This is a genomic window from Peptoniphilus sp. oral taxon 836 str. F0141 (assembly GCF_000179335.1).
Classification (GTDB): domain Bacteria; phylum Bacillota; class Clostridia; order Tissierellales; family Peptoniphilaceae; genus Peptoniphilus_A; species Peptoniphilus_A lacrimalis.
The window spans coordinates 1-772 of record NZ_AEAA01000123.1 but is presented as its reverse complement, the minus strand read 5'-3'; the positions used below and the strand labels follow the sequence as shown (position 1 = coordinate 772).

Sequence of the window (772 nt, the reverse complement as noted above, 5' to 3'; positions counted from 1 at the left end):
CATTTTTGCACTTGCATAAGAAACAATGTCCCTATTCTTTTTTAAGAGATTAAAGCTTAGCTTATAATAATTTATTATAAATAAATTATTTAAATATATTTTAAGAAAAATTTATTACTATGATATAATGATTTTAGGAAAATAGATAACTAAGGAGGACTATTAATGAAAAAAGTTGCCATAATGGGTTTTGGTAGAATTGGCAGAGATGCTTTAAGAATTTGGGCTTTAAGAAAAGATAAAAATTTCGAAATAACTCATGTAGCTGTCAGAAATTTGGAAAAAACTATGAAGGATAGAATTCATCTATTCAAATATGATTCTATTTATAGAAAATATCCAGGAACATTAGAACTTACTGATGATGGTATGATTCTTGACGGAAAGAAGATTACTTTTATTGAAGCTAAGGCTCCAAAAGATATGGATTGGAAAAAATATGGTATAGATCTTGTTATCGACTCTTCAGGAGCTTTTAAAAATAGAGAAGATGCACAAGGCCACATTGATTCAGGAGCAAAAAAATTAGTTTTAACTTCTCCTGCAAAGGGTGAAGATATAACAGTTGTTATGGGTGTAAATGATGATAAACTTGATTTAAGTAAACATGATATAATCTCTAACGCTTCATGCACAACTAACTGTCTTGCTCCAGTAACAAAAGTTATTTTAGAAAATTTTGGAATTGTTAAAGGTCTAATGACAACAGTTCACGCTTACACAAACGACCAAAAAATCCATGATGCACCTCACAAAGATATGAGACGTGCCA

At 29.7% G+C, this 772-nt stretch carries 1 protein-coding gene; it reads left to right on the top strand.

What is annotated here, in order from left to right; translation table 11 throughout:
* Positions 1–165 precede the first annotated feature (165 nt).
* Positions 166–772 (top strand): type I glyceraldehyde-3-phosphate dehydrogenase (locus tag HMPREF9131_RS06960; protein ID WP_009346127.1); only part of this gene is annotated, 607 nt, incomplete at its 3' end.